The organism is Tenacibaculum sp. SDUM215027 (genome assembly GCF_050566205.1).
Lineage (GTDB): Bacteria > Bacteroidota > Bacteroidia > Flavobacteriales > Flavobacteriaceae > Polaribacter.
The window spans coordinates 582,289-606,058 of sequence record NZ_JBNXUE010000001.1 but is presented as its reverse complement, the minus strand read 5'-3'; the positions used below and the strand labels follow the sequence as shown (position 1 = coordinate 606,058).

The window sequence follows — 23,770 nt, the reverse complement described above, 5'->3', positions numbered from 1 at the left end:
CCAGTTATTACTCTAAACACTTATCTCCCGATGAAAAATAAAATTTTATTCATAGCAATCTTTACCTGTTTAACAACATCCGTTTTTTCTCAAAATTTAAACGACTCTTGGCAAATAGGTGTAGGTTTTGGAATAACAAAATTTAGTGAAAATGATGCCGCTTTTATTGGTGATCAATATTTATTTCAAGTACCCACTGTAAGTTTAACCATGCCTATTGGTGATCGTTTTTCTTTAGATGGTGCTATGTCTTTTAATACTATTGATGATGTTGGTTTTATTAAAAACTCGGTGAAATATTTTTCTATGGATGCTTCGTTTCGTTATAACTTGAATGCTATGTTTAACAAATTTGCTCCGTATGTTTTTATAGGAGGAAGTGTAGTTGACTCTGAACGTAAAATGACACCTACACTTAATGTTGGTGGTGGTGGAATTTACTGGGTTAGCGATAACATCGGTATCAATCCACAGTTATACTATAAGCATTCTTTTGAGGGTTACGAAAGCATGCGTTCTCACATTCAAGGAACTTTAGGTGTTGTATTTAAGTTAAACTGGAACAATGGTGGTGGTGACAATGGTCGTAATGCTGCTAAACATTTAGGAGGTTGTATGTTTTAAACCTCTGATTTAATAAAATAAAAAAGCCGCTTTAAAAGCGGCTTTTTTATTTTTATGATAATTCGTTTATCGCGTTTTGTATTCTTGTTATGGTAGTTTCTTTACCTATCATTGTCATAATTTCAAACAAATCAGGTCCTGCTAATTTACCTACCAAACTTAAACGAAGTGGTTGCATCACTTTACCAAACCCTATTTCTTTTGAGGTAATCCATCCCTTAATTTCAGTTTGAGCATTTTCAATTGAAAAGTCTTCTATTTTTGAAATTACTTCTACTAATTCTTGCATTAACTCACTTGTAGTGTCTTTCCATTGCTTTTTAACCGCTTTTGCATCGTATTCTGAGGGGTTTAGATAGAAAAAGCTAGATAACTCCCAAAAATCAGCTACAAACGCAGCACGTTCTTTAATTAATGAAACTACTTTTTCTGTACGATCTTTATCTGTAGTTATATCTTTTTCTTCAAAAATAGGCAAGAATAACGCTGTAAGTTCTTTGTTAGACTTTTGCTGTAAATACTGCTGGTTAAACCATTTTGCTTTGTCTGGACTAAACTTAGCTCCTGATTTACTTACACGAGCTAAATCGAACGCTTTTGTTAATTCTTCTAAACTAAAAATTTCTTGTTCTGTTCCTGGATTCCATCCTAAGAATGCTAACATATTTATAAAAGCATCAGCAAAATAACCGTCTTCTTTATATCCACGTGAAACATCTCCTGTTTGCTCATTCCTATATTCTAGTGGAAATACTGGGAAACCTAATTTATCTCCATCACGCTTACTTAATTTTCCTTTTCCTACTGGTTTTAAGATTAATGGTAAGTGTGCAAATTTTGGTGCTTTCCAATCAAATGCTCTATATAATAACTCATGAAGTGGGAGAGAAGGTAACCATTCTTCACCACGAATTACATGTGAAATTTCCATTAAATGGTCATCTACAATATTTGCTAAATGATATGTTGGCATTCCATCAGACTTAAATAACACTTTATCATCTAACGTATTTGTTTCCACTTTAATCGTACCACGTATTTCATCTTGTAAAATCAAGGTTTCATCTTGTGGAGTTTTAAAACGGATTACATACTTTTCTCCAGCATTAATTTTTTCAGCAACTTCATCTGTAGATAAAGCCAACGAATTATTTAATTTTTGACGATTGTGCCAATTGTAAATAAAGGTTTTTCCTTGCTCTTCGTGATTTTTACGATGTGCGTCTAACTCTTCAGCTGTATCAAATGCATAATACGCCCAACCACTTTCAATTAGTTGATCAGCGTATTTTTTATACAAATCTTTACGTTCTGACTGACGATACGGTCCGAATTTTTCGTTTTTACCTGGTCCTTCATCAAATGGAATGTTACACCATTCTAAAGAATCGATGATATATTTTTCTGCATTTGCTACATAACGAGTTTGATCAGTATCTTCAATACGTAAAACAAAGGTTCCGTTATGTTTTTTAGCAAATAAATAATTGAATAAAGCAGTTCTTACACCACCTATGTGTAAAGGTCCTGTTGGACTCGGAGCAAAGCGTACTCTTACGTTCTCAGTCATTTTTTTATTGATTTGAAAGCGCAAAGATAGTTGTATGTTAATAGAAAAGAAAAAGGAGGAAAGAGAAAAAAGAAAAAAAGCGAGTTAAACTCGCTTTGTGTTATCTTATTTATACTGGCAGTAACCATGAAAACAATACATATCCCTTCTCGGACAGTCTTGATCATATCTACATCTGGTAAGCCCAAAACCTCCATTAATATTTTTCTGTTCAGTCTTTTTTAAGGTAGTACCTAAATTTGAAATGTTCTTTAGCATAATATATTTTTAAGATATTTGACAATAACCCCAGTAACAAAAGAAAACTTCATTTTCCATCCCTGGTAAAGAATTAAGAATATTACAATCGCTATTTGAAGAGCATTGCATACGTCCTCCTCCAAAACCGCCATTAATAAATTTTTGTTCTTTTTTGTTTAGGGTAGTACCTAAATTTGAAATGTTTTTTAACATCTTTAAAGTTTTAAAATTAGTACTAGCAATTTAATTAAACTTTAAATACTCAATACTTTTTTTTCCTTACAAAAGGTAAGGCAAAACCTTACTTTTTTATTGATCAATAAAAAAGCGAGCATTAGCTCGCTTTGTGTTATCTTATTTATACTGGCAGTAACCATTAAGACAAAAAGAATCCCAAGGTGGACAATCTTTATCGGTATGGCATCTAATGTTTCTCCATCCTCCATTAATATTTTTTTGTTCTGTTTTGTTTAGGGTAGTACCTAAACTTGAAATGCTTTTTAACATCTTTAAAGTTTTTAAAATTAGTACTAGCAATTTAATTCAACTTTAAACACTCGTCGTCTATTTTACCTTACAAAAAGTAAGGAAAATCCTTACTTTTTAAAACTTATGATACAATCCAAAACTCAACGCTGGAGCTTTGGCAACATTTCTTCCTGCAAAGGCACCGCCTAAACCTATATTAGCACCAAAAGATTTATTGAACTCTCCTATAAGTTTTAATCCAAAGGCAGCATAGCTTTGATCGTTTACATACAAACCTGTAGCTAAATTTTCCTGAGGTAATACTATATCTCCATTTTTTAAAGAAGCAACACCATCTAAAAACCCTGCTACCCATAACCAATTTGTTGCTTTATATCCTATTTCTCCTCCTAATTTATAGTTAGAGCTATAATCATTCGTTCTAATATCAAACCCCGTAAAAGCTTGTATATACCATGATTCAAAGCCTCTTCCTGTTAAAAATAACGGTGTAAATGTCCACGCATCATAACCGCTTCGTAATCCTGAATTTTCTTTATAGGTACTTGTATTTGCTTCTATAGAAAGTTGTCCTGAAAGCAGCCATTTATTATTAGAAAAGTTATGTTTTATTCCTAATTGAATATTTCCTAATAAGGTTTCTGAAGCCTCATCAATTGTGAAAGAAGGGAAAATTACAGACATATCTTCTGTAAAATCACCTGTTTTTACCATTTTTAAAGGAATGTTAGCAAATAGTGTTGTTTTATCAGTTACACCATATTCTCCGTATAGTTGTAATGTATTGTCGGTTATTTCTCGTTGTGGTTTATAGTCTGGTTTTCCATAGATTTTATCATAGCTTCCAATGGTAGTATATGATACTTGAATATATCCTTCGTTTTTATTTTTTGTCCATGGACTTTGAGAAAAAGCATTAAGTGTAATTAAAAATAATGCTGGTAAAACTAGTTGTTTCATGCTAAAAAGATTTTATAATTAGTTTACAAAAGCTTTCGTTCCTTACAAAAGACTTATTTTTTAAATATCATTTTATTATTATTAATTATACTTCACAAAAAAGCAGTATTAAATTTAATACTGCTTTGATGCTTTTTTCTGTAAGTTTTTAACTTATACAACACAATCCATCTTGGATAATTCCTGAACAACTTATACCATGTGGTGTATCAAACGCACACGGGTTTCCTTCTCCGCGACCAACATACCCACTTCCACCAGGGTATCTTTCATAACATCCTGTAATATCACATCCATTATTTCCAGAAAATCCTCCATTAATGTTTTTTTGATCTACTTTATTCAATAGAATACCTAAGTTTGAAATGTTTTTTAACATCTTTAAAGTTTTTAAAATTAGTACAGGCAATTTAATTCAACTTTAAATACTCATCGCCTATTTTACCTTATAAAAGGTATGGAAAGTCCTTATTTTTTCTTTAAATACTATTTTAAAGTAATTTATTAAGGGGATATGGGTGTTTAAATAAATCTTTAACTAAGATTTCCTCATAAAACACGTATTTTTATACTTAGATATGGAAGATTTTAATAAAATACAACAAAAACTACAGCAGTTTAGCAAGAAGTTTTACACTAATGAACTGATAAAAGGAAGCATTTTATTTGTTTCGTTAGGATTAATATATTTACTTTTTACACTATTTATTGAATACTTTTTATGGTTAAAACCTACAGCTAGAACTATTTTGTTTTGGTTATTTATTGTGGTGGAAGTATTCTTACTATTCCGTTTTATTTGTTTTCCTATTTTTAAAATAGTAGGCTTACAAAAAGGAATTTCTTTTGAAGAGGCTTCTAAAATTATCGGAAATCACTTTCCGGAGGTAAAAGATAAATTATTAAATGTTTTACAATTACAGCAAAACAATCAGCAGTCTGATTTATTAGCTGCTAGTATTGAGCAAAAGTCGAAAGAATTACAGCCTGTTTCTTTTAATAAAGCCATTGACTTTAATAGAAACAAAAAGTATATAAAATATGCTTTAATTCCTTTTCTTATTTGGGGTGTTTCTTTACTTACAGGAACTTCTGTTAAGCTTTCACAAAGTTTTAATCGTGTGGTAAATCATTCCGTAGCTTATAATCCTCCAGCTCCTTTTTATTTTAATTTAACTGCAAAAGATTTACGTGTTATTAAAGGAAAAGATGTAACCGTGTATTTACAAACAGAAGGGGAGGTAATACCTGAGGAAACTAAAATTCATTTTAATAATCAACAATACTTTATGGAGAATGAAGGAAATGGTTTGTTTTCGTATACGTTTTCTGAAGTCCAAAATCCAATTACTTTTTACGCAAGCGCCAACGGAATTGAATCTAATGAGTATAGTATAACAATTATTAAAACTCCTTCCATTCAAAATATATCATTGAACTTAACATATCCATCATACATACGAAAAGCTTCTGAAACTATAAACAATACCGGAAACTTAAATGTTCCACAAGGAACAATTATAAAATGGGATATTAAAACTTCTGAAACCGATACAGTTACCTTCATTGAAGAAGAAAAAAGAATATTTTTTAAACAAAAAGAAAGCAATGAATTCGAGTTTACAAAACGAGTACTAAATAATACAAACTATCAAATAACTACATCTAACAAAAACCTAACAGATTACGAACAGCTACAATTTTCAATAAATGTAACCAAAGATGAATACCCAACAATTACTATAAATTCAAATATTGATAGTATTTCTCGTGGTAACGCACAGTTTATAGGTCAAATTGCTGATGATTACGGTTTTAAGAAGTTACAATTAGTTTATTACGATAAAAATAACATTCAAAAAACTGATAATCAATTAATTAATATTAACAAAGAGAATATTCAGACCTTTTATTTTGAGTTTCCTGGAAACTTAGATTTAAAGAAAGGAATAGACTACGAAATGTACTTTCAGGTATACGATAATGATATTGTAAATGGCAGTAAAAAGGCCATGAGTAGAAAGTTTAGTTATCGACAAAAGACTGAAGAGGAAATAGAAGAGGAGCTATTACAAGAACAAAAAAACTACATTCAAAACATAACTAATTCGTTAGATCAACAACAAAAAAGTAAGAAAGATTTAGAAAAGATTCAGTTTGATTTACAAAACAAAAAGAATATCAACTGGAATGATCAGAAAAAAATTCAGAATTTAATAAAGCGTCAAGAGCAATACAAGCAAATGATGCAACGTCAAACACAAAAATTACAAGAAAATTTTTCTGAAAAGAAAGAGGAGAATGAAACACTTCAAGAGAAAAAAGAGAACCTTAAAAAGCGTATTGAAGAACTTAAGAAGTTAGAAAAGCAGCAAAAATTACTAGATGAATTACATAAGCTAGCAGATAAACTGAAGAAAGAAGATTTAATTAAAAAAACTAAAGAACTTGCTGAACAAAACAAACAACAGGAACGTAGTTTGGAACGTATTTTAGAAATGACTAAACGTTTTTATGTTGAACAAAAAATGAATCAGTTAGCTGATAAACTAGATGATTTATCTAAAAAACAAGAAGAGCTAAGTAATAAAGAAGCTAGTAAAGAAGAACAGCAAGAAATTAATGAAGAGTTTACAAAAGCAAAGAAAGAATTGGACGACTTGGAAAAAGACAATAAAGAGTTAAAACAACCCATGGAAATGCCTTCTATGGAAAATTTAGAAAAACAAACTCAAGAAGAACTGAATAAAGCTGAAGAAAACTTAGATAAAAATAATGCTTCTGAAACTAAAAAAAATCAGAAAAAAGCTGCTAAAAAGATGCAGGAAATGAGTCAGAAAATGCAACAATCTATGCAATCGATGAGTGCTGAAATGGAGGAAGAGAACATGGAAGGGTTACGTCAAATTTTAGAAAATCTAATTACATTTTCTTTTGATCAAGAAGCACTAATGGATGAGTTTTCTTCATCGAATTCATCGCATCCTAATTTTGGTAAAAACCTACAAAAACAACATCAGCTGAAAACTTATTTTGAACATATTGACGATAGTTTATTTGTGCTTTCTATGAGAGTTCCTAGCATATCTTCTAAAATTCAAGATCACCTAGCACAGGCACATTATAATTTAGATCAGTCTTTAGATAACTTTGCAGACAATTATTTTCAGAACGGTATATCTAATCAGCAGTATGTAATGACTTCTGCTAATACTTTGGCAGATATGTTAAGTAATACTTTAGATGCCATGCAAAACCCTAAACCTGGTAGCGGAAAAGGAAAGGGAAAAGGAAAATCGTTTAGCTTGCCAGACATCATTCAAAAACAAAACGAATTGATGGAAAAGATGAAACAAGGTATGCAAAAGAAAAATCAAGGAAAACCAAAAGACGGAAAAAATGGTAAAAAGAAAGGCGAAAAAGAAGGACAAAATGGAGAACAAAGTAATGATTTAGATGGCGAATTATATCAAATTTATAAAGAACAATCACAGTTAAGAGAGCAATTAGAAAATGCTATTAGGGAAGGAAAAAGAGGAAATGGTGATGCTAAAAAAGCATTAAAGGAAATGGAACAATTAGAAAATGAGATTTTAGAAAAAGGGTTTACGCAAGAAAGTATAAATAGAATGCAACAGTTAAACTATGAGTTACTAAAATTAGACAAAGCAACTTTTGAACAAAATAAAGATAAGCAACGTAAATCGAATACCAATTTACAAGAGTTTAATAACAATACTTCTAAAGAATTGGAGTTTAAAAAGTTGTTTTATAACCAAACAGAGATATTAAACAGACAATCACTACCTTTGCGCCAAAATTACAAAAAGAGGGTACAAGAGTATTTTAGCCATCCAAAGGATAAAAAATAACACATTAAAAAGCCTTTAGATTATACAAATACTATCGCTTTTTAATTGATTTTTTTAAAGACATTAACAATAGTATTTGATATAAAGAAATGATTGCATTTAATTACGAAACCGAGTTTCAATTAAACAATGAAGAAAACACTTCTAAATGGATACAAGAATGTATCGAAAAAGAAGGTTTTGAATTAGGAGAAATCAACTATATTTTTTGTGATGATGCCTATTTACATAAAATAAATATTGAGTTTTTACAACACGATACCTTAACTGATATTATCAGTTTTGATTATACTTTAGGTAAGCTAGTTGGAGGTGATATTTTTATTTCTGTAGAAAGAGTAGAGGACAATGCAAAGGAGTTTAATACTTCTTTTGAAAACGAATTACACCGAGTAATAGTTCATGGTATTTTACATTACATGAAATACAAAGATAAGACTGAAGAAGAGAAGCAGATTATGCGCTCTAAGGAAAATGAATATTTAGAAATTTTAGATAAAACATAAAAGAGTTCCACGTGGAACTGACTATAAAAAATGAGTTTAGTTAATACAACATACGATGTAATTGTAGTAGGAGGTGGACATGCGGGTAGCGAAGCAGCTGCAGCAAGTGCAAATATGGGAGCACACACTTTGTTAATTACAATGAACTTACAAAACATTGCTCAAATGAGTTGTAATCCTGCTATGGGTGGAATTGCAAAAGGGCAAATAGTACGAGAAATTGATGCTTTAGGTGGTTATAGCGCTATTGTAACTGACAAGACAGCTATTCAGTTTAAGATGCTAAATAAATCGAAAGGACCTGCTATGTGGAGTCCAAGAGCGCAATCAGACAGAATGCAATTTGCAGAGTGCTGGAGAACGATGTTAGAGCAAACTGAAAACTTAGATTTTTATCAAGATTCTGTTAATGGATTATTGTTTGATGGAGATACTATTAGAGGTGTTAAAACTGCTTTAGGTTTAGAAATAAAAGCTAAAACAGTAATCGTAACAGCAGGTACTTTTTTAAATGGTTTAATTCATATTGGTGATAAAACTTTTGGTGGAGGTAGAGCAGGTGAAGGAGCTTCAACAGGTATTACTGAAGGTTTAGTTGAAAAAGGTTTTGAAGCTGGTAGGATGAAAACAGGAACTCCTCCTCGTGTTGATGGACGCTCTTTAGATTATTCTAAAATGACTGAACAACCTGGTGATGATGCTCCAGAAAAATTCTCGTATTTACCTATTACAAAAACATTAACTAAGCAACGTTCTTGTTACCTTACTTACACCAACCCTAAAGTACATGATATACTTCGTGAAGGGTTTGAACGTTCACCTATGTTTAATGGTAGAATTAAATCTACAGGACCTCGTTATTGTCCTTCTGTAGAAGATAAAATTAATCGTTTTGCAGAGAAAGAACGTCATCAAATTTTCGTAGAACCAGAAGGTTGGAATACTGTTGAAATTTATGTAAACGGATTCTCTACATCTCTTCCTGAAGATATTCAAGACAAAGCTATTCGTTCTATCGCAGGTTTTGAAAATGTAAAGTTTTTTAGATATGGCTATGCCATCGAATATGATTATTTTCCACCAACACAATTAAAACATAATTTAGAAACTAAGTTAATTAATAACTTATTTTTCGCTGGACAAATAAACGGTACAACGGGTTATGAAGAAGCAGCTGCACAAGGTTTAATGGCAGGTGTAAATGCAGCCTTAAAAACTCAAAATAAAGAACCATTTATTTTAAAAAGGAGTGAAGCTTATATAGGTGTTTTAATTGATGATTTAATTACAAAAGGAACAGAAGAACCTTATCGTATGTTTACTTCTCGTGCAGAGTACAGAACATTATTACGACAAGATAACGCAGATTTACGTCTTACTGAAAGATCTTATAAGTTAGGATTAGCTTCACAAGAAAGAATGAATAGAGTAGAAGAGAAGCAAAACAAAACTCAAAGTTTAATAAATTTCATTACTAAATTAAGTATAACAAAAGAAGAGGTAAACCCTATTTTAGAAAGTAAAAATTTAGCAACAATAAATCAATCTATGAAATTATATAAGATTGCTGCTAGACCACAATTATCTTTTTCAGATTTTAGATCTATAGAGAAACTTGAGAGTTATATTCAAGAAAACACTATTGATGAAGAAGTAATAGAGCAAGTTGAAATACATTTAAAATATTCTGGCTACATCGAAAAAGAAAAGAATAATGCCGATAAATTAAATAGATTAGAAAATGTACCTATTCCTTCTACGTTTGATTATAATAAAGTAAAATCTTTATCATATGAAGCTAGAGAGAAGTTAAGTAAAATTCAACCTACCTCTATTTCACAAGCAAGTAGAATAAGTGGAGTTTCACCAAGTGACATATCTGTACTACTTGTTTACATGGGAAGATAAGTTCTAAATAATTTTTCTAAAAATAGAATGTTCCACATGGAACGTTGTGTTTTGTTTATGTATAATTGTTCAACCAAAAACCAATGTTCCACAAGGAACACTCAACACATTTTATTAGTTTGATTACAGAAAAAGAGTTCTACAAAAACTTAAAACCTTTTTTAAACTGTATTGATCATACAGTGTCAAAAGAGAGTTATGAGGTAATGAGAAATGAAGATTACGATATGTTAGTAACTTCACCTGTACCTAACAACTTAGAAAAATATTATGCTAGTGAAGATTATATTTCACATACAGATAGTAAAACTTCTCTTTTTGATAAAACATATCAGTTTGTAAAAAATTACACTTTAAATAAGAAACTAAAATTGATTAACTCTTTTAATACAGAAGAAAAATCAATTTTAGATATTGGAGCAGGTACTGGTGATTTTTTAAAAGTATGTGAAAAAGGTGGATGGAAAATTAACGGAGTAGAGCCTTCTGAAAAAGCTAGAGATTTTGCTAAAAATAAAAACATAAATCTTATAAAAGATGTCTCTGCAATAAAAAACAAACAATTTGATGTTATTACACTTTGGCATGTATTAGAACATATTCCTAATTTAACAGAATATATACAACAACTTAAATCTCTTTTAAAACCAAATGGATTTTTAATCATTGCTGTTCCTAATCATAAAAGTTTTGATTCAAAACACTACAAAGAATTTTGGGCTGCTTATGATGTTCCAAGACATTTATGGCATTTTTCAAAAACAGCTATTTCAAAAATATTTTTATTATTTGAAATGAGAGTTGAAAAAACACTCCCAATGAAGTTTGATTCATATTATGTTTCTTTATTATCAGAAAAATATAAAACTAAGAAATCGAGACCTATTCATGCTTTTTTAACAGGTTTGAAGTCAAATATAAAAGCAAAACGTTCTGGTGAGTATTCTTCTTTAATTTACATCTTAAAAAGTAAGTAAAACTAAATTTAAAGCTATTTTAAGTAGTTTTAAACACTAAAACATATAAATACCTTATTAAAATTTAAAAACCTCTTAAAATTAGATTTTTAAGAGGTTTTTTGATAGTAAATATTGATTACTAATTATATTTTTAATAGTTTTTATTTATTTAATAAATATACGCCTAAAACTGCAATTATAAAGTAAACTGCTAAGGTCATCGCCCCTGCATAATCTTTTGCTAATCGTTGACCAATTAATAAAAAGATTAATGTTATTGCAGATAATTCTGCACCTATTAAAGCGATGTTGTGATTTCCTGTTGTTGATAAGTGAAAAATTCCAACAAACATTAATGCTCCTGCTAATAATTCCATTACTAAAATAACGGCTAATAAAATTGGTACTGAATTTTTTAAAGGTGAATCTTTAAAGTGTCCTCTGATAAAAGACAAATTTCCTTTCCAGTCACTTACTTTATCAATTCCTGATTGTAAAAAAGTAACGATTAAAAAAAGTAAGATTAGAATTTCTGTTATGCTTTGTTGTATAAGTTCCATGTAATTGATTTTTTACAAATATAATTTTAAAAAAAGAATTGTAACAATTATGGAAAGATTCGTCTTATAAATATCTACTATTAAGTAGTATCTTTATCAAAAAAATTACTAACATTTAAATATTAAAAACTATGTCAATTTACATGTATCCGGTTATTGCTATCGGGGTTATCGTTTTATTATCTTCATTTTTTATTGTTAAGCAACAAACCGCAGCTATTATTGAACGTTTTGGTCGTTTTCAAAGCATCCGCCAATCTGGTTTACAATTAAAAGTGCCTATTGTAGATAGAATTGCAGGAAAGTTAAGTTTAAAAATTCAACAATTGGATGTAATTGTAGAAACAAAAACCTTAGATGATGTATTTGTGAAATTAAAAGTTTCAGTACAATACAAAGTAATTCGTGAAAAGGTGTATGATGCATTTTATAAGCTAGATTATCCACACGATCAAATTACATCTTATGTATTTGATGTTGTACGTGCAGAGGTACCTAAAATGAAGTTAGATGATGTGTTTGTTAAAAAAGATGATATCGCAATTGCTGTAAAAACAGAATTAAACGACGCTATGATGGATTATGGTTACGATATTATTAAAACCTTAGTTACTGATATAGATCCTGATGCTCAAGTAAAAGCTGCAATGAATAGAATTAATGCAGCAGATAGAGAAAAAACAGCAGCTCAGTACGAAGGAGATGCACAACGTATTTTAATTGTTGAAAAAGCAAAAGCTGAAGCTGAAAGTAAACGTTTACAAGGACAAGGTATTGCTGATCAACGTCGTGAAATTGCTCGTGGTTTGGAAGAGTCTGTTGAAGTATTAAACCGTGTAGGTATTAATAGTCAAGAAGCATCTGCTTTAATTGTAGTAACACAACATTATGATACGTTACAATCATTAGGAGAAGAAACCAATAGTAATTTAATATTGTTACCTAATTCTCCACAAGTAGGAAGTAATATGTTAAATGATATGGTTGCAAGCTTTACAGCAAGTAACCAAATAGGAGAAGCAATGAAAAAGGCTCAAGATAAAAAAGATAAAGAATAATATGATATTATCAACTACACCTTCTTTAGAAAATAAACCTGCTAAAGAATATTTAGGTATTGTTACTGGTGAAACAATTATTGGTGCGAATATTTTTAAGGACTTTTTTGCTGGTATTAGAGATATAGTGGGAGGTAGGTCTGGTTCGTACGAAAAAGTACTAAGAGAAGCTAAATAAATAGCTTTAAAAGAAATGACTGAAAGAGCTCGTAGTTTAGGAGCGGATGCAGTAGTAGGAATTGACTTAGATTATGAAACCGTAGGTGCCAATAGTGGTATGTTAATGGTTACAGCCTCAGGTACTGCTATAAAAATATAACTAAAAATAAAAAACCGAAACATTAAATGTTTCGGTTTTCTTTTTATAATAAGTATTAATCTTATTTTTTATCTTCTGCTTTATCAGTAGTCTCTTCATCTTCATTTTTAGTAGCATCTTTAAATTCTTTGATACCTGTTCCTAAACCTCTCATTAATTCAGGAATTTTTCTACCTCCAAATAATAATAATACTAATGCAACGACTATAGCTATTTGCCACGGTCCAATCATTCCTAAAAATATAGTAAGTAAATTCATTTTTATTAAATTTTGCGCTACAAAGATACGAAATTAACTTCTGTGTTCAATTACTCCTCCAATTACTTTTTTATCTATAAGAACTTCTGGTTTTCCTTTGTAAAAAATAGAACCTCCAAACGATACTTTAGCATCTAAAGTTTCACCAGATTGTACTTCAACTTTAGATCCAGATCCTGCTTTTACAATAGTCATTTCTTCTACTGATAATTTGTATCCGTGATACATTCCTCCTAAATCTGCATTTACATTTTGATTCTTGGTTGTACCAGAAAGCTTAATAACAGCACCTGAAGAGCTTTTTACGTTTAAATGCTTAACATTCACCACAAGATTGATAAAAGCTCCTTCTTGAGCTCTAATTTCAACTTTTTGTTGATTAATGTCTTTACCTGTAATTGTAGCTCCTTCATTTGCATCAATTATTGATAAAGTTTTATTGTAATATAACGTTGCTTTAACTTTACCATCGGCAGTAGTTTCTGGGAATCTCAATAATACTTTTAGGGTAGTTCCATCTAACTTAATTTTAACCTTATCTGTTTTTTCACCTGTAACTATAATTTTAGAAACATCTGATTTAACAAGTTTTAAATCTATACCATTATAGACTTTTACAATTGAAAAGTCTCCTAAATTTTTAGTTATGGTTGTTTGAGCTGATGCTAAAACGGTCATCAAAAACAAACTTAATATTGCTAATTTCTTCATAATAAATTCCATTAGTTAATTGAGTATAACCAATAATTATACCAATACTATAAAGGTAAATGCTTAAAAATATTGTTTTAACTGAATATTAATTCAGGGGTATTCTTAATTTTTATAATTTTTCCTTCTTTTGGTTTCTTAATTGTACTAACAAGCCCTATTATGAAAATAACTATAAAAATTCCTCCAATTACTAATACTCCAGTTGGTCCTAAAAAATCTGCTATTCCTACAAATATCTTTTTTATAAGCCCTCTTCTACCACTTGTATTTAATGTATCTCCATTTTGTAAACTTAAAGCAGTGTTGTATAAAATCCATGTACCAACTCCAAACAATAATAAACCAAATATGTACGGTTTAATTTGTTTAAAAAGTGAGTAGTTTTTAACTACAATACCTTTAAGGTTTGTTAATAAATATGTTTTAATTTCTGAATAAGTGCCTGAAGTAACTACTATTTCAATATCATCTTCCTTACTATTTTTAAAATTGATTGTCATCATCTGATCAGTATCATTTAATAAAATCTCTTTTATCTCTTCAAATCTTATAATAGTTAAATTTGTTAACTTCTGTTCTGTAATTAGCTTACTAATATCATTTTCAATAGGTTGTTCAGTAATCCATAAAGATTTTTCATTAGCAATTAGATAAATATTACTTGTTTCTTTTTCGTTAGTAATCCAAAATTTCATAGTTTTATTTAAGTATATTTTAGTGTGAAATGAGGTTGAAATCAAGATGTTTTCGTTCCAAATCGGTGTGTTTAACTTTTACTACTACTTCATCACCTAATTGAATCATATTCTTTGTTGATTGTCCAATCACAGCATATTGTTTTTCGTCAAATATATAATAATCATCCTTTATGTCTTTAATACGAACCATACCTTCACATTTGTTAGATTTTATTTCAACATAAATTCCCCATTCAGTAACCCCAGAAATTACACCTTCAAACTCTTGATCTTTATGATCTTGCATATATTTTACCTGCATATACTTTATAGAATCTCTTTCAGCTTTAGAAGCTAATTCTTCCATTTTTGAAGAATGCTTACACTTTTCTTCATAAATTTCTGTTTTTGGTGAATTTCCTCCATCTAAATAGTGTTGTAATAAACGATGAGTCATTACATCAGGATAACGACGAATAGGTGAGGTAAAATGGCTATAATAATCAAATGCTAATCCGTAGTGACCAATATTTTGTGTAGTATATTCAGCTTTACTCATAGAGCGTATTGCTAAAGTTTCTACCATATTAGCTTCCCCTTTACCATGAACGTCTGATAATAATTTGTTTAAACTGTCTGATGTTTTTTGACGTGTTTCCGTATCAATTTTATATCCGAACTTACTAACAATATTTTGTAATGATGCTAACTTTTCAATATCTGGTTCATCGTGTACTCGATACACAAATGTTTTCTGACTTGGTTTTCCACCAGAAAAACCTATGAACTCAGCCACTTTTTTATTTGCTAGTAGCATGAATTCTTCAATTAATTTATTAGCATCTTTTGCTTCTTTGAAGAAAACTCCAGTAGGATTTGCATTTTCATCTAAATCAAACTTAACTTCGACTCTATCAAAAGAAATAGCTCCAGATTTCATGCGCTTTTTACGCATTTTTTTGGCTAACTCATCTAGTTTTAATGTAGCTTCTACTATTTGTTCATCAACTTCATAGGCTTCACCTGTTAAAGAAACATCAGCAGGTATAATATTATTTTTGTTTTCAATTATGGCTTGTGCTTCTTCATATGCAAAGCGCTTATCTGAATAAGTAACTGTTCTTCCAAACCATTGGTTGATAACTTGTGCTTTGTCATTCATTTCAAATACGGCAGAAAAAGTCAATTTTTCTTCATTTGGTCGTAATGAACAAACTCCATTACTTAACATTTCTGGTAGCATTGGTACCACTCTGTCAACTAAATATACTGAAGTAGCACGATCGTAGGCTTCATCATCTAAAATTGTCTTTGGTTGTAGATAATGAGAAACATCTGCAATATGAATTCCTATTTCATAATTTCCATTTTCAAGTTTAGTAAATGACAAAGCATCATCAAAATCTTTTGCATCTTTTGGGTCAATAGTAAAGGTTAAATCACCACGCATATCTCTACGTTTAGCAATTTCTTCTTTAGTTATTTCAATGGGTAATTCTGATGCTTCTTTTTCTACTTCTGTTGGAAATTCATACGGTAAACCATACTCTAATAATATAGAATGAATTTCGGTATCATGATCTCCAGGTCTTCCTAAAACTTGTGTAATTTTTCCAAATGGATTTTTAGAATTCTCTGGCCAATCAGTCATTTTAGCAACAACTTTATCACCATCTTCTGCACCATTAAGTTTACTTTGTGAAATAAAAATATCGGCATACATTTTATTGCTATCAGGTATCACAAATCCGAAGTTTTTATTCATTTGTAAAACACCAACAAATTCTGTTTTAGCTCTATCTATAATTTCAACAACATCTGCTTCTAATTTATTACTTCTTCTCTTTTTATAAACATAAGCTTTAACAGTATCGTTATGCAAGCCTTTTCCTAAGTTTACTGAAGGAACAAAAATATCATGTTCGAAGTCATCACAAATAAAATAAGCATTACCGTTAGAAGTAGCATCTAATGTACCAATATGATACTTACGATCTTCGTTTATTTGATATTTACCTCTGTCAACTTCTTTAATTTTCTTATTTGCTGTTAATTCAGCTAGTTTCTTAATAATCTGATTTTTACCATCAGTATCAAAAACCTTCAATTTAGCAGCAATCTGCTTATAGTTATAATTTTTACTACTGTCTTCGTTAAGTATTTTGAAAATGTTTCGGGTAAGATCTTTGATAACTTTGCCCTTTTTTTTGTAGATTTTTTTCTTTCTAGTCATTAATCTTTCGTCTTATTAAATTTTCAACCAAAGTACAAATAAAATTAATGCTAGTAATTTAAATAACTGTTATAAATTCATTTTGTACTTTTCCATTCTTTATTTAAAGTATTTGTATGAATAATTCTTGGTTTGTTATTGTTAATCCTGTAGCTGGTAATGGTAATTTTAATAAATATTGGTCAGAAATTAAACAGGGATTAGAAGCGAATGATATTACTTATGAATATGTTAAAACACAGTATTCAAATCATGAAAAAAAAATTGTTCAACAAGCTATTAACAAAGGTTATAAAAAAATAATTTCAGTAGGTGGTGATGGTACTTTGCATCATATTATTAATGGAATTATGACACAAAATACTATTAATTCAAAAGAAATAACTGTTGCTGTAATACCTTTAGGTACTGGTAATGATTGGATTAAAACCTATAATATATCTAAAAATATAAAAGCTCCTATTAATTTAATTAAACATGAAAAAACCATTTTTCAAGACATTGGTTACTTGGAATTATCAAATACTACATCTTACTTTAATAATGTTGCAGGTATTGGTTATGACGGGTATGTTGTTAATAAGTTAAATAAATTGAAAAGGTTTGGACCTATAGCGTACTTACTTAGTGGAATAGCAGGTTTATTACTCTATAAAAAAACTACTTTTAAAATAGATATAGATAATAAATCAATTGAAACGAAATGTTTAATGACTTTGTTTGGTATTTGTAAATATTCTGCTGGTGGTATGCAATTAACTGATTATAAAGACTCTAATAATGGATTATTTGATGTAACCATAGCTAAAAATCTATCTTTTTGGGATTTATTGTTTTCTATAAAAAAATTATACAACGGAAAAATTCTTCAGCATAAAAAAGTAGAAACATATACTTCAAAATCATTGTTAATAACTCCTAAAAATAGAAAGGATCTACCTTATATTCAAGCAGATGGAGAGTTAATAGGTAAAGGAAAAGTAAGAGTAAGTATTATTAAAAGTGCTATTCGAATAGTAATTCCTTAAAAAGTTAAAAAAATCTTAATGAAATTGTAACGTTTCTTAAACTTATACGTCTTTATAATAAGAAAGTCGTTATAAATGAAAAACTTACGCAAAATAATAGCTCTATTCATTTTTATATTTATTACAGGAATTATCGTAACTGTAGTAAGTATCAATACGACTTTGAATAAAAAAACTCCTTCTGAAGTAGTTAATACTAAAGACACTCTTAACCTTATCAAAGCTTATAAAAAAGCCGTTTAAAGCAGTTCTTTACATTTATTACCACTTATCAACAAACATAGCATTAATGCCTTAATTTTTGCAATTTGCCTACTAGAAACACAGAAAGGATCCTAATTTATTTAATCTCTCATCTTACAGGTAAATTAATATAAGTTAGGAAATTCTTTAAAGTTTGAAGTTAAAAAACTGTTGTTAACATATTATATTATTAATATAAAAGATTTTTAAAATTTAAAAAAAGAAATGATTGTTATAATAGTGTGTTAATATGTAGCATAAAAAGTAGATTTTATTTTTGGTAAAGTGACTTATTAAAATAAATAAACAAGTTATTAGTTGAATAATATCTTAAAAATCAACTATAAAATGGAGTTATTAACAAAAGTTATAAACAGCAATTCACTAAAAATTATGAATAGTTAATTTCATTTTAAATGTAAAGAAAGGGTTAATTTTATGTTGATAAATGTTCATTAAAATCTCAAAAAAAAAGTTGCATAATTAATTCTTGTTCTTGTATGGTAAAAAATATTTAGAAAATCAAATTTTCTTTTCAGAATCTACTACTAGTTCTTAACAATTTGGTAATATAGTTTAAACCCCTAATTTTAAAGAGGTTATTAAGAATGCTAAAAAAAGCATTGTTAATTACTGTTGATAACCGTGAATAACTGTATTTTTGTAGTTCACAACTGAATTAAAATCAACAAATTATGACAATCGCTGTAGGAAATGACCATGCAGGTACCGAATACAAATTTGAAATAGTTAACCTATTAGAAGAATTAGGACATAAGGTAATTAACTTTGGTACAAATGAAACCGATAGTATGGATTACCCAGATACCATTCACCCAACTGCTGAAGCAGTTGAAACTGGTCAAGCTGAAATGGGTATTATTTTGTGTGGAAGTGGCAACGGAGCGCAAATGACAGCTAATAAACATCAGGGTGTAAGAGCTGCTTTATGTTGGAATAATGAATTAGTTGAATTAACACGTCAACATAACGATGCTAATATTTTAACGATTCCTGCTCGTTTTGTATCGTTACAACAAGCATTAGGTTTTGTAAATATTTTCTTATCTACAGAATTTGAAGGTGGTCGTCATGCTAACAGAGTAGAAAAAATAGCTTGTAGTTAATGAATTTTAGAGTAAAAAAATTTCAAGAATTAACAACTTCAGAACTGTATGAATTACTTCAATTACGTTCTGAAGTTTTTGTTGTTGAACAATATTGTGTTTATCAAGATATTGATGGTAAAGATCAAAAGGCATTACATGTTATAGGTGTAAAAAAAGGAAAAATAATAGCCTATACACGATTATTTAACAGTGGTGAATATTTTGATACTCCTAGTATTGGTAGGGTAGTAATAAAGGAAACCGAACGTAAATATGGTTATGGACATAATTTAATTAAAGATTCTATTAAAGCTATTGTTGATAACTATAATGAAACAACTATTACCATTTCTGCACAAACGTATTTACAGAAATTCTACGAATCTCACGGTTTTAAACAAGTAGGTGAAGGATATTTGGAAGATGGAATTCCGCATATAAGAATGATAAGAGGTTAATTACTTTCTAATTAAAGCAAAAGCTCCATTTTTAGTTTCTCCATTAGTAAAAATTATTTGATACCAGTATGTATTACTAGGTAATGGTAATCCATTATATAAACCATCCCAACCAATATTATTTGCTTTAATCTTACTTACTATTTTACCAAATCTATCAGTAATATAAATATCTTTAATAAGATTGTTATTAGCGTTTACAACCCAAGTATCATTATTTCCATCGTTATTAGGTGTAAAGAAATTTGGTATAGTAATATCTTTTTGCTCAATCGTGATAGTAAAACTACTTTCATTATCACAATTTAAATTGGCTGGATTAGCATTATAAATAAAAATTGTTTGTGATGAAGTTATAATATCTCCAGAGATTAATTGATTTCCATTACCTCCAGATTCAGTATAATAATTTCCGTTTGTTAGATTAGGTAAAGTAAATTCATTAAAAGCAAAAGCATCATTTAAAATATCAACATCAGGTGAATTATTAATAGTAATCTGAAAAGAGGATTCAATTGAACAAGATGGATTACTTGAATCTTCGTTATAAATAAAAATAGTTTGAGAAGTAGTAATAATATCTTTAGAATTTAATTGATTTCCATTACCTCCACTTTGGGTATAATATTTACCATTAGATAAATTAGGTAAAGAGTAATTATCACAGGTAGTAACATCATTAAAAGTATCTACTGTAATAGTACATGTAGTTTGATTACATTCTGATTCATTATTAATAAAAGTAGATGTAGCATCGATAGAAATCCAATTTACTTCACTAAAATTTTTATCATCAACAAGAATACAATCCAAATTATTATTTGTTGTATTAAAACTGTTTCCTGGTATATTTTGATTAGCACCATTTCTTAAATCTAAAAAAGTGAGTTTATTGTTAGATACAACGAAGTAATTGATTTTTGGATTATTAGATAAATTCAATGACTCTAAATTTCCATCAGGAGCATAAAATTCTTCTAATATATTATTATTTGATACATCTATACTAGTAAATAAATTACCTCCACAACTTAATCTTTTTAAATCTTTATTTAATGATAAATTTAATTGATTTAGTAGATTATGTTCACACCATAAAAGATATAGATCTAAGTTCCTAGATATGTCTAAATCTTTTATTTTATTTAGAGAACACACCAATCTTTCTAACTTGATATTATCACTAACATCTATTTCATTAAGTATGTTATCACTACAAAATAGATCAACTAATTTTAAATTATTACTAATATCTAGTGTTGTAAGATTATTCTCTGATATATTTAAATGTGTCAAATTTTTAAGGTTATTGAGATTTATAGAGCTAATAGAGTTAGTATAACATATAAGTTTTGTTAAACTCTTAAAATCTTGTATACCTGTTAAGTCAGCAATATTTTTTTCTTGAATTTCTAATTCTAGTATGTTTTCAATATTACTAGTTAACACATAGTCATCTAAAGGACCAGAATCATATCCAAGGTTTATTAACTCTTGTTCAAAATTATCATCGGGTACATAGGTTAATAGAGGAGCAGCACAATTAGTACTAAACACAGAGTTGTCATCAATATCTATCCAATTAGTTTTACTATAATTTTCATTATCTACCTGAAAACAGGTTAAATTAGGATTATCAATGCAATAAAATTGAGTAATAGATGAATTATTACCGTTTTTAAAATTTACTTTTTCTAAAATTCCATGACTTAAATTAAGTTGTTCAATTTTAATATTTTTTGATAAATCTAATTCTGTAATACTAGAATTTCCTATTACTAAGTCTCTTATATTTATGTTATTGGATAAATCGATTGAATTTACACTAGTGTTAATACAGTGAAAATTTTCTAGTTTACTATTATTTAAAATATTCAAATTTTGAAGCATTGAATCACTATAAATATGTAAATCTATCAAATTGGTATTACTAGAAAGATCAATAGTCACAACTTCATTTAATTCAATAGTTAATTTTTCTAAAGCAATAAAGTCTTCAATACCCTGTAAGGATTTTATTTCCCATATATAAGTAGCATTTCCTGATATTGATAGGTCGGTTACAGTACTGATATTATTAGTAGGAACATAGTTATCCAAAGGACCAGAATCATAGCCTAAATCAATTAAATGTTGTTCAAAACCATCATCAGGAACATAAGTATTTTGAGAATAGGAAAATAGAGAGAAAGTAGAAAATAAAGTAAGTAATAATTTTTTCATTAGCTTTTTTATAAAGCTGTAAAAATAATAAACTAAATCAATTCCTCAACCTCTCTTACTTCACCAGATTCCATTTTACCTAATAAAATATCACCAACACGAACTCGTACCAAGCGTAGTGTAGGAAAACCAACAGCAGAAGTCATTTTACGTACTTGTCTAAATTTTCCTTCAGTTAAAGTAATTGATATCCAAGGGGTAGGTCCATGACGAGCATCACGAATTTTTTTTGAGCGTTCAGGAAAATTAGGAATGTCAATCATTTTAACCTTGCAAGGTTTAGTCATGTATTTTTTTCCGTCAAAACCAATTTCAACACCATTTTTTAACTGTTCAACAGCTTCAGATGTAATTGCTCCATCAACTTGCACATAATACTCTTTTTCAACCTTGCCTCTTGTGGTAATAAAATCACTTACTTTTCCATCGGTAGTTAATAATAATAATCCTTCTGATTTTACATCTAACCTACCAACAGCCATAGTTCCTAAAGGAAAATTAAATAACTCTCCTAACAATTTATGTTTACCACCTTTTTTTTGATTAGTAATAAATTGTGATAAAAAACCATAAGGTTTGTAAATCATGAAGTGACGATGGGTTGACATCTTTTCTTTTTTTTAAGAAGCACAATATTACAAAATGTAACATAAAAAGATAGGATATTAAAGCTAGTTTTTCATAACTTAGCCGTTCTTATTACTTAAAATAATTAGCACGATTTATGGCAGCAGATAAAGAAAAAGAAGCGAAATTAAAAGCGCTTCAACTTACATTAGATAAGTTAGATAAAACTTACGGTAAAGGAACCGTAATGAAGTTAGGAGATAGCCAAGTAGAAGATGTAGATGCAATATCGTCGGGTTCTTTAGGATTAGATTTAGCCTTAGGAGTAGGAGGATACCCTCGTGGAAGAATTATAGAAATTTACGGACCAGAATCATCAGGTAAAACAACATTAACCATACATGCAATTGCAGAAGCTCAAAAAGCAGGAGGAATTGCTGCTTTTATTGATGCTGAACATGCTTTTGATCGTTTTTATGCAGAAAGTTTAGGTGTGGATGTTGATAATTTAATTATTTCTCAACCAGATCACGGTGAACAAGCTTTAGAAATTGCTGATAATTTAATTCGTTCGGGTGCTATTGATATTGTTGTTATTGACTCGGTTGCAGCCTTAACACCAAAATCTGAGATTGAAGGTGAAATGGGAGATTCTAAAATGGGACTTCATGCACGTTTAATGTCACAAGCCTTACGTAAATTAACAGGAACAATTAGTAAAACTAACTGTACAGTATTTTTTATTAACCAGTTACGTGAAAAAATTGGAGTTATGTTTGGTAACCCTGAAACAACTACTGGTGGTAACGCTTTAAAGTTTTATGCATCGGTTCGTTTAGATATTCGTCGTAGAACACAAATTAAAGATGGTGATAAAGTTATAGGTAACAGTACTAAAGTTAAGATTGTAAAAAATAAAGTAGCTCCTCCATTCCAAATGGCTGAATTTGATATTATGTATGGTGCAGGAATATCAAAAGTAGGAGAAGTTTTAGATATTGGTGTAGATTACGGAATTATAAAGAAAAGTGGTTCATGGTTTAGCTATGGAGACACTAAATTAGGTCAGGGTAGAGATGCTGTTAAAGGTGTTATTAAAGACAATCCTGAATTAATGGAAGAGCTTGAAAACAAAATAAAAGAAGCTATTGAAAATCAAGAATAAGTAATTTAAATTTAAAGTTCAAACTATTA

Annotated in this window: 23 protein-coding genes and 1 pseudogene; 12 read left to right on the top strand and 12 right to left on the bottom strand. The window is 29.2% G+C overall.

The genetic code is table 11. The annotated features are described in order from the left end of the window. Nucleotides 1-30: 30 nt before the first annotated feature. On the top strand, nucleotides 31-624 hold the full coding sequence (locus ACQYZ7_RS02855) for a hypothetical protein (protein WP_430728279.1): 594 nt from the start codon (nucleotides 31-33) through the stop codon (nucleotides 622-624). 52 nt (nucleotides 625-676) lie between these two features. Here the strand turns inward: ACQYZ7_RS02855 and gltX are convergent, their stop codons facing one another. The 5 genes from gltX to ACQYZ7_RS02830 all read right to left on the bottom strand — a co-directional run bounded on the left by gltX (nucleotide 677) and on the right by ACQYZ7_RS02830 (nucleotide 4,262). Next, nucleotides 677-2,194 (bottom strand): glutamate--tRNA ligase, encoded by a 1,518-nt coding sequence (gene gltX, locus ACQYZ7_RS02850; RefSeq protein WP_430728278.1) that lies wholly within the window; start codon nucleotides 2,192-2,194, stop codon nucleotides 677-679. Between the two features lie 267 nt (nucleotides 2,195-2,461). Beyond that, nucleotides 2,462-2,647, bottom strand: coding sequence for a hypothetical protein (locus tag ACQYZ7_RS02845; protein ID WP_115899649.1), 186 nt, complete (start codon nucleotides 2,645-2,647; stop codon nucleotides 2,462-2,464). Nucleotides 2,648-2,788: 141 nt separating this feature from the next. Further along, nucleotides 2,789-2,941: a hypothetical protein gene (locus tag ACQYZ7_RS02840; RefSeq protein WP_430728277.1), complete on the bottom strand. Its 153-nt coding sequence runs from the start codon at nucleotides 2,939-2,941 to the stop codon at nucleotides 2,789-2,791. A 96-nt stretch (nucleotides 2,942-3,037) separates the two neighbouring features. Continuing rightward, on the bottom strand, nucleotides 3,038-3,883 hold the full coding sequence (locus ACQYZ7_RS02835; protein WP_430728276.1) for a hypothetical protein: 846 nt from the start codon (nucleotides 3,881-3,883) through the stop codon (nucleotides 3,038-3,040). A 148-nt stretch (nucleotides 3,884-4,031) separates the two neighbouring features. Beyond that, complete coding sequence (locus tag ACQYZ7_RS02830) at nucleotides 4,032-4,262, bottom strand: hypothetical protein (protein WP_430728275.1); 231 nt, start codon at nucleotides 4,260-4,262, stop codon at nucleotides 4,032-4,034. 199 nt (nucleotides 4,263-4,461) lie between these two features. Here ACQYZ7_RS02830 and ACQYZ7_RS02825 point away from each other — a divergent pair, with 199 nt between their 5' ends. The 4 genes from ACQYZ7_RS02825 to ACQYZ7_RS02810 all read left to right on the top strand — a co-directional run bounded on the left by ACQYZ7_RS02825 (nucleotide 4,462) and on the right by ACQYZ7_RS02810 (nucleotide 11,146). Continuing rightward, on the top strand, nucleotides 4,462-7,755 hold the full coding sequence (locus tag ACQYZ7_RS02825) for a DUF4175 family protein (RefSeq protein ID WP_430728274.1): 3,294 nt from the start codon (nucleotides 4,462-4,464) through the stop codon (nucleotides 7,753-7,755). An 89-nt stretch (nucleotides 7,756-7,844) separates the two neighbouring features. Then, on the top strand, nucleotides 7,845-8,261 hold the full coding sequence (gene ybeY / locus ACQYZ7_RS02820) for an rRNA maturation RNase YbeY (protein ID WP_430728273.1): 417 nt from the start codon (nucleotides 7,845-7,847) through the stop codon (nucleotides 8,259-8,261). A 30-nt stretch (nucleotides 8,262-8,291) separates the two neighbouring features. Further along, on the top strand, nucleotides 8,292-10,169 hold the full coding sequence (gene mnmG, locus ACQYZ7_RS02815) for a tRNA uridine-5-carboxymethylaminomethyl(34) synthesis enzyme MnmG (protein ID WP_430728272.1): 1,878 nt from the start codon (nucleotides 8,292-8,294) through the stop codon (nucleotides 10,167-10,169). Nucleotides 10,170-10,252: 83 nt separating this feature from the next. Continuing rightward, complete coding sequence (locus ACQYZ7_RS02810) at nucleotides 10,253-11,146, top strand: class I SAM-dependent methyltransferase (protein ID WP_430728271.1); 894 nt, start codon at nucleotides 10,253-10,255, stop codon at nucleotides 11,144-11,146. Between the two features lie 143 nt (nucleotides 11,147-11,289). Here the strand turns inward: ACQYZ7_RS02810 and ACQYZ7_RS02805 are convergent, their stop codons facing one another. Then, nucleotides 11,290-11,688, bottom strand: a complete 399-nt coding sequence (locus ACQYZ7_RS02805) for a DoxX family protein (RefSeq protein ID WP_430728270.1) — start codon at nucleotides 11,686-11,688, stop codon at nucleotides 11,290-11,292. 131 nt (nucleotides 11,689-11,819) lie between these two features. Here ACQYZ7_RS02805 and ACQYZ7_RS02800 point away from each other — a divergent pair, with 131 nt between their 5' ends. After that, the gene (locus ACQYZ7_RS02800) at nucleotides 11,820-12,746 is read left to right on the top strand and encodes an SPFH domain-containing protein (RefSeq protein ID WP_430728269.1); all 927 of its coding nucleotides are present in this window, start codon (nucleotides 11,820-11,822) and stop codon (nucleotides 12,744-12,746) included. A gap of 1 nt (nucleotide 12,747) precedes the next feature. Next, a pseudogene (locus ACQYZ7_RS02795) lies at nucleotides 12,748-13,065 on the top strand (heavy metal-binding domain-containing protein). Nucleotides 13,066-13,126: 61 nt separating this feature from the next. On the opposite strand, the gene ACQYZ7_RS02790 reads toward ACQYZ7_RS02795, so the two are convergent. The 4 genes from ACQYZ7_RS02790 to rnr all read right to left on the bottom strand — a co-directional run bounded on the left by ACQYZ7_RS02790 (nucleotide 13,127) and on the right by rnr (nucleotide 16,948). Then, nucleotides 13,127-13,324: a Sec-independent protein translocase subunit TatA/TatB gene (locus tag ACQYZ7_RS02790; protein ID WP_430728268.1), complete on the bottom strand. Its 198-nt coding sequence runs from the start codon at nucleotides 13,322-13,324 to the stop codon at nucleotides 13,127-13,129. Nucleotides 13,325-13,357: 33 nt separating this feature from the next. After that, nucleotides 13,358-14,035 carry a head GIN domain-containing protein gene (locus tag ACQYZ7_RS02785; protein WP_430728267.1) on the bottom strand — a complete coding sequence of 226 codons (678 nt, stop codon included), beginning with the start codon at nucleotides 14,033-14,035 and terminating at the stop codon, nucleotides 13,358-13,360. 77 nt (nucleotides 14,036-14,112) lie between these two features. Further along, the gene (locus ACQYZ7_RS02780) at nucleotides 14,113-14,733 is read right to left on the bottom strand and encodes a hypothetical protein (RefSeq protein WP_430728266.1); all 621 of its coding nucleotides are present in this window, start codon (nucleotides 14,731-14,733) and stop codon (nucleotides 14,113-14,115) included. Nucleotides 14,734-14,752: 19 nt separating this feature from the next. Beyond that, nucleotides 14,753-16,948, bottom strand: coding sequence for a ribonuclease R (gene rnr / locus ACQYZ7_RS02775; protein ID WP_430728265.1), 2,196 nt, complete (start codon nucleotides 16,946-16,948; stop codon nucleotides 14,753-14,755). 116 nt (nucleotides 16,949-17,064) lie between these two features. Between rnr and ACQYZ7_RS02770 the strand changes: the two genes are divergently transcribed. The 4 genes from ACQYZ7_RS02770 (at nucleotide 17,065) to ACQYZ7_RS02755 (ending at nucleotide 19,786) form a co-directional block, all read left to right on the top strand. Beyond that, complete coding sequence (locus ACQYZ7_RS02770) at nucleotides 17,065-17,976, top strand: diacylglycerol/lipid kinase family protein (RefSeq protein ID WP_430728264.1); 912 nt, start codon at nucleotides 17,065-17,067, stop codon at nucleotides 17,974-17,976. 75 nt (nucleotides 17,977-18,051) lie between these two features. Further along, a complete protein-coding gene (locus ACQYZ7_RS02765) occupies nucleotides 18,052-18,219 on the top strand; it encodes a hypothetical protein (RefSeq protein WP_430728263.1) in 168 nt (55 codons plus the stop codon). 695 nt (nucleotides 18,220-18,914) lie between these two features. Further along, on the top strand, nucleotides 18,915-19,346 hold the full coding sequence (gene rpiB / locus ACQYZ7_RS02760) for a ribose 5-phosphate isomerase B (protein WP_430728262.1): 432 nt from the start codon (nucleotides 18,915-18,917) through the stop codon (nucleotides 19,344-19,346). Continuing rightward, nucleotides 19,346-19,786, top strand: coding sequence for a GNAT family N-acetyltransferase (locus ACQYZ7_RS02755; protein WP_430728261.1), 441 nt, complete (start codon nucleotides 19,346-19,348; stop codon nucleotides 19,784-19,786). Before rpiB ends, ACQYZ7_RS02755 begins: the two co-directional genes overlap by 1 nt. Here ACQYZ7_RS02755 and ACQYZ7_RS02750 read toward each other — a convergent pair whose 3' ends face one another. Both ACQYZ7_RS02750 and ACQYZ7_RS02745 read right to left on the bottom strand, forming a co-directional pair. Next, on the bottom strand, nucleotides 19,787-22,009 hold the full coding sequence (locus ACQYZ7_RS02750; protein WP_430728260.1) for a T9SS type B sorting domain-containing protein: 2,223 nt from the start codon (nucleotides 22,007-22,009) through the stop codon (nucleotides 19,787-19,789). Between the two features lie 32 nt (nucleotides 22,010-22,041). Continuing rightward, nucleotides 22,042-22,617: a pseudouridine synthase gene (locus tag ACQYZ7_RS02745; RefSeq protein ID WP_430728259.1), complete on the bottom strand. Its 576-nt coding sequence runs from the start codon at nucleotides 22,615-22,617 to the stop codon at nucleotides 22,042-22,044. 116 nt (nucleotides 22,618-22,733) lie between these two features. Between ACQYZ7_RS02745 and recA the strand changes: the two genes are divergently transcribed. After that, nucleotides 22,734-23,741, top strand: a complete 1,008-nt coding sequence (gene recA, locus ACQYZ7_RS02740; RefSeq protein ID WP_099214939.1) for a recombinase RecA — start codon at nucleotides 22,734-22,736, stop codon at nucleotides 23,739-23,741. The last annotated feature ends 29 nt before the right edge of the window (nucleotides 23,742-23,770 follow it).